Here is a 7,604-nt window from a genome sequence, read left to right as displayed (position 1 = left end):
ACGTCCCGCCTTCGGAGATGAGCCAGCGTACCGCCCTGTCCAGAAGCCGCCGGATATCCAGGTGTACCGTGCTCCAGCGCTCCGTAGGGAACGACGCCGGCAGGCTGTTCAGCTGCTCGGTCATGGCATCGAGCTCGTAAATTTCCCGCATGGCAACAAAGGCCTTGGCAACCGCGACCTCGCTGGCGGACGTCTCTTCCATGACCCGGAAGACGAAGGTAATGCCGCCCATGTTGATCATGTCGTTTGCGACCACTGTGGCGATGATTTCCCTGCGCAGCGGATGGGTATCCAGTTCGGCGTCGAACCGCTCCTGGAGTTGGCGCGGGAAGTAGGACCGCAGTGTGCTGCGGAACCACGGATCGTCGGCCAGATTGCTGTCCCGCAGTGCCGTGGCCAGCTCGATCTTCGCGTACGCAGCCAGCACTGACAGCTCCGGGGAGGTCAGGCCCTGGCCCTGCTCCAGGCGTGCGTGCAAGGAAGCGGTGCTGGGAAGGGCTTCCAGGTCGCGGTTCAGGTCGGCACGGGCTTCCAGCCAATCCATCAGCCGCTCATAGCTGGGGCTCCACTCCGCAACCCGCATCCGGTCGTTGAGCAGCAGGATGTTCTGGTCGATATTGTCCTGCAGCACCAGGCGGCCCACTTCGTCGGTCATTGACGCGAGGAACCCGGCACGCTCATCGGCGGACAGCTTGCCGGCAGCCACCATGCGGTCAACGAAAATCTTGATGTTGACCTCGTGGTCGGAGCAGTCCACCCCCGCAGAGTTGTCGATGGCATCGGTGTTCAAGATGACGCCTTGCAGTGCTGCCTCGATCCGCCCGCGCTGGGTCATGCCGAGGTTTCCACCTTCGCCGACAACCTTCACACGCAGGTCCCGGCCATCGACCCGGATAGCGTCGTTGGCCTTGTCCCCCACCGAGGCGTTGGTTTCGGTGCTGGCCTTGACATAGGTGCCGATGCCGCCGTTGTACAGCAGATCGGCCGGCGCCAGCAGGATGGCTTTCAGCAATTCGGGCGGGCTCAGCCGGACAGTATCTTCGGGAAGGCCCAAGGCAGTCCGGACGGGCTGACTGATGGGAATGGATTTCGCCTGCCGGGGGTACACGCCGCCGCCCTCGCTGATCAGCGACTTGTCATAGTCATCCCAGGAGGACCGGGGCAAATTGAACAGCCGGCGCCTTTCGGCGAAGGAAACCGCCTCATCCGGAGTGGGATCGAGGAAAATATGCCGATGGTCGAACGCGGCCAGCAGCCTGATGTGCTCGGAGAGCAGCATGCCGTTGCCGAAGACGTCGCCGGACATGTCGCCCACGCCCACCACGGTGAAGGGTTCCGACTGCGTATCCACGTCCAGTTCGCTGAAGTGGCGCTTAACCGACTCCCACGCACCCCGGGCCGTAATGCCCATCGCTTTGTGGTCGTAGCCCACAGACCCCCCGGAGGCGAAGGCGTCCCCCAGCCAGAAGCCGTACTCGGCGGCGAGGCCGTTGGCGATGTCGGAGAAGGTCGCCGTCCCCTTATCTGCCGCGACCACCAGGTACGAGTCATCGCCGTCGTGCCGAACAACCGACGACGGCGGCACAAGCCGCTCGCCGTCCGTGCCGGTAACGAGGTTGTCCGTCAGATCGAGAAGACCCCTAATGAACGTCTTGTAGCTCTCCACGCCTTCGGCCATCCAGGCAGCCCGGTCCACTGCAGCATCAGGAAGACGCTTCGCAAAGAACCCGCCTTTGGCTCCCGTGGGGACGATCACGGCATTCTTGACGGTTTGCGCCTTAACCAGACCGAGGATTTCGGTGCGGAAGTCTTCACGGCGGTCAGACCAGCGCAACCCGCCCCTTGCGACCTTGCCGAATCGCAGGTGCACGCCTTCCACCCGCGGGGAGTACACCCAGATCTCAAACATCGGACGAGGGAACGGGAGGCCCTCGATGTTTTCGGGGTTCAGCTTGAAGCTGAGGTACTCCTTCTCCTGGTAATAGTTGGTGCGCAGCGTCGATTCGATGAGGTTAAGGAACGTGCGCAGAACCCGGTCGGCGTCGAGCGTCGCTACCTCGTCGATAGCGGAAATGAGCTCTTTGCGGGCTGTTTCCTGCCCCATATCCCGCTCGGAGTCGTGCAGTTCGGGATCGAAACGGGCGGCGAAGAGGGCACTGAGCCCCTTTGTGACCTTCGGGTTCGCCAGGAGGGTGTCGGCCATGAATTCGAACGAATTGGTGTTGCCCATTTGGCGCATGTACCTCGCGTACGCCCGTAGGACCGTGATGGACCGCCAGGTCATCCCCTCGCGCAGCACCAGCCGGTCGAAACTGTCTGACTCCAGTTCCCCCGTTACTGCGGCACCGAAGAAGTCGGCCAGCAGCCCGCCGGTCTGTACCGGATCAACACCGGCCGGGTATTTCAGTCCGAGGTCGTAGAGGAAAAAGTCGCGGTTGTCCGCAGTCTCAATTTCGAACGGGCGCTCATCAAGGACTTCCAGTCCGAGATGGTGGAAGTACGGCAGAATCCTGCTGAGGCTGCGGGGTTCAAGCATGTAGAGCTTGACCCGGGCATCTTCCTCCAGTGATTCCCCGGCTCCGGGGGGAAGGTAAACGTGCACCCCGGGCTTTTCCGGTACGGGCCTGCCGTCGGCCTCAGCTTGAGCGCCGTAGCGTTCGAACCGCTCGATGTCTTCCAGCGCATCTTCGACCTCGTAGTCGACCCGGTATCCTGCCGGGAACGCCTCTGCCCACAACGCAGCCAGCTTCTTGCCGCGTTCGTCACCCAGGCGGTCACGAAGCACCTCGGTGATGCCCTCACTCCAGGAGCGGGCGGCCCTGACCAGGCGCTTTTCCAATTCGTCCGCGTTGACGTGGCTGACATCCGCGTCCTTTGGCAACCGGATCCGGAAGAACAGACGGGCAAGGGCGGACTCGGTCATGCGGGCCTCGTAGTCTATGGACTCCGCCTGGAAAGTGGCGCGCAGTTCTTCCTCGATGCGCAGCCGCACGTTGGTGGTGTACCTGTCCCGGGGGAGGAAAACCAGGGCCGACATGAAGCGGCCGTAGATGTCCGGCCTCAGGAACAGACGGGTCCGCCGCCGCTCCTGAAGCCGCTGAATCCGCGCTGCCGTTTCGGTGAGCTCGGGAACGTCCATCTGGAATAGCTCATCGCGTGGATAGGTTTCCAGGATCCCGAGCAGGTCCTTGCCGGAGTGCGAGTCCGGCGGGAAACCGGAGGTGTCCAGGACGGCCTTAACCTTCTCGCGGACAATGGGTATTTCGCGGACTGATCCTGCGTAGGCGCTTGTGGCGAACAGCCCGATGAAGCGGCGTTCTCCGTTGACATTGCCCGCCGCGTCGAAGCTTTTGATTCCGATGTAGTCCAGATACGCGGACCGGTGGACCGTCGACCGTGAATTCGCCTTGGTAATGATCAGGGCGCGCTTTTCCCGTGCCTTGCGGCGGCCGGTCTCCGTCAGGTGCTGGATATGCGGAGTATCGCGGCGGGACCGCAGCAGTCCGAGCCCGCTGTCCTCGCGCATCTCCAGCACGTCTTCGCCGTCGACGGTAACGAGGTCGTACTCCCGGTAGCCAAGAAACGTGAAGTTGCCCTCGTCCAGCCAACGGAGCAGTTCCTCTGCCTGACGGATCTCGGAGATGTGCTCAGGATGGGCCACCTCCCGCAGTCCGTCAGCTATCTCACGGGCCTTTGCCCGCATCAACGGCCAATCTTCGACGGCGGCCCTAACGTCGGCAAGGACCTTTTCCAGACCCGCAATCAGGTTCTCGCGGCGGCTGTCGGCGGGCCGGTCGATTTCGACGGCGATCCAGGACTCCATGTGGGAGGCGTTATCCCCTACCCCTATGAGGTGCGAGAGGTTCGGCATAGCGGCGGTGTCACCACTGGAGATACCCATATGTGCAGGCACCCGGTCGGTACCCACGAGCTTCCCGGTTTCACGGTTCCGCCGGACGACAAACAACGGGTGAATCACCAGATGAATGGCCAGATCCTGCCGGACCAGTTCGGCATTGACGGAGTCGACCAGGAACGGCATGTCATCCGTGACAACGTAGACGACGCTGCGTTCATCCTCATCGACAATCGATACGATGGCGTTGCCCGGGAGGCGCTCCTCAGCGAGGCGCCGGTGGACGAAAGCCCGTTGCTCAAGCAACCCCGGCGGGTACGCATCGGCGTCGTCGGCCGGAAGGTGCTGGTAATAGTCGGCCAGGAAGCTTCCCTCGGAGCTGTCCAGGACCGGGTGATCCGCAACGTTGGATCCAGACGACATCGACAAACGCCTCCAAAAGCTCTTTCGGTGCTGCCTCTTTGCAGCTCTTACTGTGAGCCTATGCCTTTGCCCTCCTGCGTGCTGTAGATAGGGGAACAGAAGAACGCCTGCTTTGCTGTCGGGGTGCACAAACGAGGTTGGAGATCGATTGCCGTAGGGCGCTGTCGGGAGCGACTTCCAGGAGAAGCGATCCTGCCAGCAGGGCCGCGTCGGCGACTTTCTGGTCCCAGGGCAGGAAAGCAGAGATGGCCGCGGAAGGACCGTACCTGTCCCACGCTTCACGAAGCTGGCGTTCCGGATCACGGCCTACGGTTCCGGGCCGTACCTTGTTGAAGAGCACCCGGGGCGTAGCGGCGGGCACGGCTTGGACCAGTTCCGCCAGTCCCCTGACCAGCCGTGGCACGCCAACCGGATCAGCGGCTCCTACGGCGTAGACCGTGTCTGCCAGCTCAAGACAGCGCAGGGTTGCTCCGTTCCTGCGGGGAGCCATGGTGTCGAAACTCAGTTCCTCGTCGCTCTCAAGGCAGAAGCCTGCATCCACCACCACGACGTCGACCAGTTCGCGGGCGTGCCCAAAAACCGTTGCGAGCGCTGCCGGCCGCAATTCCGTCCATCGTCCCGCCCTGGTGATGCCGGTCAGGACACGAAAAGTTCCGGCTTTGGTAGCGACGGACACGGCAAGCCTGTCCAGGGATTTGGTGTCAAGAAGCCCCTGGTCAGCAAGCCGGCAAGCCTGCGCAAATCCCGCTGACTCATCCAGCAGTCCTAGCACTGCCGCAATGCTGGCGCCGTAGCTGTCCGCATCTATCAGCAGGACCTTGTTCCCCTCCGCTGCCAGCTCCGCGGCCATGTTCGCAGCGACGAATGTCCGGCCCGGGGCACCAGCCGGACCCCAGACGGCGATGATACGTCCCGGCCCGGCCGGGGTCCGGTACTCCTCGGTCCCACCCAGCACCACTGTCGCCGCAGCCCCCGGGTCCGCGAGGCTGCCGGGCCTGGGGCTGGCACTGCTGCCGTGCTGGGCCTGGCGCGCTACGGCGTCGGAAATTGTTCCTGCCAAAGCGGCCGGCTTTACACCTGACGGTGCTGACGCCACCCCCAGTCCGCGAAGCCTGGATGCCTCCTCCGGGTTGTCGGTCAGGGCAATAATCACAACGCCAACCGCACCCAGCCTGTCCACGAGGGACGCCGTCAGTTCCTCGCTGCCCTCGGCCACTATTGCAGCCCGGGCCAGCCCGCTCTGGCAGGCCGCCATCAGTTCCGCGAGCTCCGCACAGCGCCGCACCACGGTTACCGGCCCATGCAACCGTTCCAGCCCACCCACCAGGTCATCGCGGGACTGGCCGACGGTGACGACCGGGATACTCACGGGCGGCCTCCGGGATTCCAGACGACGGCGATCCTGGCATCGTTGGCTTGCGCGTTCAGCAGGGCGGGCATCTGGGTGTCGCCGACCAGAACCATGAGCTCCGTGGACCTGGTTGCGCCCAGTGCGGTAGAACCTGGCGTAACCTGTGCGATCTCGGCACCGGCCAGGAGAAGAGCGGGTTCGCTGAAGCCGTTTCCCGCGTCAGGCAGTGCGACCCAGACGTCGACCCTGGTTCCGGCCACAGCCTGCTCGGGCAGCCCCTCTTGAACGGTAACGGCTACAGGTTTCCGATCCAGCTCGTCCGCCAGGCCCAGGCTCTCACGCGGCAGGAGGTGGTCCTTGCCCACCCGTTGAAGTGCGACGAGGTTTTCGGGCAGGCCCGCCGAGACGGGAAAGTACAGCCCCTCCACATCGCCCAGCCGGACTTTCACCCTGGTCAGGCTGTCTTCAGCCAGCGCCTCTCCGACGCCGATGGCATCCTTTGCGGCATAGACCTCGGTCGTCTGGTCAGCACTGCCGACCAAGGCCACCACTCCACCAATCGAGGCCAGCACCAGCAGTATCCCCACCAGCAGTCGCGGATCCCTCCACGATGGCTTTTTCAGCCGGGCTGCTTCTTGTGCTGCCGCATCGGTCATTGTGTTCCCCCTGGTTCACCTCGGCGGCCGGACCACGTCCGGACTCCCCCATTGTCACGGCATCGGCCCTTAACCGGAAGTCACAGGCCGCCGTTGGCACAAACTGTGGATAAACGCATCGCCACGGCGGTATCGGTGGCAAAATGGATCCATGCCCCGCTTTCTTACACTCGCCGACGTAGCAGAACAGTTGCAGATCAATTCGCCCGCTGCTTACGCCCTGGTCCGCAGCGGAGAGCTCAAGGCCATCCAGGTTGGCGGGCGCGGACAGTGGCGTGTTGAAGAAAAAATGCTGGAGCAATACATCGAGGAGCGGTACGCCGAAGCAAGCCGGATGATCGAGGAAGCCAAGTCGAAGTCCGTGTAGCCGTGTAGCCGGGCATCTTTGTAGCTATGCCGGTGTGGCTATCCCGGGTCGCGCAGCGATCTGATAGCTGCCAACGACGCAAACGGTACGGTCCACACCCGGGACACATTGCCGTGGCGGCGTGCCTCGCCGGGAGGCACTATCGCGAGGTCGAAGTAGTCCCGTCCTACCCTGTCCACCACTCCATGTACTACCGGCTGGCTGTCATATCTCAGAAGACTGATCGCCAGCTCCGCCCGGTCACGGGCCAGGGCGCGAAGAGAACCTGCCATCCCCAAATTCCTACGCGCAGCGGAGGGTTCGCCCTGGGCACCGCGCCCCAGTCCTTCGTAGCGGGTGGCCGCCGTATAGGGCACAAGAACCTGGTGACGCCCGTCGTTGATCAGCAAGGCTTCCGCTCCGGCATGCGCCAAAGTACCTTCGATGACTGCGCCGCTCAGAAGGCCGACCCCTATGAGCTGGCCTGTGGACGCCCGCAAGCGGTCAGATAGGCCGACGGCGGCATCCTCCACCCGGGCGCGCTCCGAAATCTCACTCTCGAAGTTCAGCCTGTCTTCCGCCCACAGCTGCGCCTCCAGGTCTTCGAAGAGGGAATCCCATCGCATTGCGCAAGCGTAGGGGGTGCCTCAGCCGCCGTCAACGTTCCCACAGAGCCCTAGACAAAAAGGACTAAGTGCTGCAGGCTGAACCTATCGGTACTGAACAGCATCAAACTGCATCAAACAGCATCAAAGCCCGCCATCTTCGGGATTGCTTAGCTCCTGAAACTGCTGGAAGCAGCCTGCTGCTTATCGCGCACAACCCTCAAGGACACCCCATGCATGGCTCCACGAACAGCTCATCAAGCCGGGCAGCAGATGTCTCCATGGCCGGTGCCATTTTGGGTCTCGGAGTTTTCCTGGTCTTCAGTGGACTGGTCATGCTGGAGCGCTGGCAGTCATCCTCGGAGCG

General features: G+C 63.2%; 5 protein-coding genes. 1 reads left to right on the top strand and 4 read right to left on the bottom strand.

Annotated features, from left to right (window positions below):
- The 3 genes from RIF72_RS19515 to RIF72_RS19505 form a co-directional block, all read right to left on the bottom strand.
- The coding region (locus RIF72_RS19515; protein ID WP_309076446.1) for an NAD-glutamate dehydrogenase at positions 1 to 4,279 on the bottom strand (4,279 nt) is incomplete at its 3' end.
- A 58-nt stretch (positions 4,280 to 4,337) separates the two neighbouring features.
- Positions 4,338 to 5,648 (bottom strand): P-loop NTPase, encoded by a 1,311-nt coding sequence (locus RIF72_RS19510; RefSeq protein ID WP_309076445.1) that lies wholly within the window; start codon positions 5,646 to 5,648, stop codon positions 4,338 to 4,340.
- Positions 5,645 to 6,286 (bottom strand): hypothetical protein, encoded by a 642-nt coding sequence (locus RIF72_RS19505; protein ID WP_309076444.1) that lies wholly within the window; start codon positions 6,284 to 6,286, stop codon positions 5,645 to 5,647. Before RIF72_RS19505 ends, RIF72_RS19510 begins: the two co-directional genes overlap by 4 nt.
- 151 nt (positions 6,287 to 6,437) lie before the next feature.
- On the opposite strand from RIF72_RS19505, the gene RIF72_RS19500 reads away from it, so the two are divergent.
- The gene (locus tag RIF72_RS19500) at positions 6,438 to 6,653 is read left to right on the top strand and encodes a helix-turn-helix domain-containing protein (RefSeq protein ID WP_230117004.1); all 216 of its coding nucleotides are present in this window, start codon (positions 6,438 to 6,440) and stop codon (positions 6,651 to 6,653) included.
- A 38-nt stretch (positions 6,654 to 6,691) separates the two neighbouring features.
- On the opposite strand, the gene RIF72_RS19495 is transcribed toward RIF72_RS19500, so the two are convergent.
- Positions 6,692 to 7,258 carry a hypothetical protein gene (locus RIF72_RS19495; protein WP_309076443.1) on the bottom strand — a complete coding sequence of 189 codons (567 nt, stop codon included), beginning with the start codon at positions 7,256 to 7,258 and terminating at the stop codon, positions 6,692 to 6,694.
- Between the last annotated feature and the right edge of the window lie 346 nt (positions 7,259 to 7,604).

Source organism: Paenarthrobacter sp., from assembly GCF_031180005.1.
GTDB lineage: Bacteria > Actinomycetota > Actinomycetes > Actinomycetales > Micrococcaceae > Arthrobacter.
Note: the sequence above shows the minus strand (reverse complement) of the source record. Positions and strands in the feature narration are given on the sequence as shown.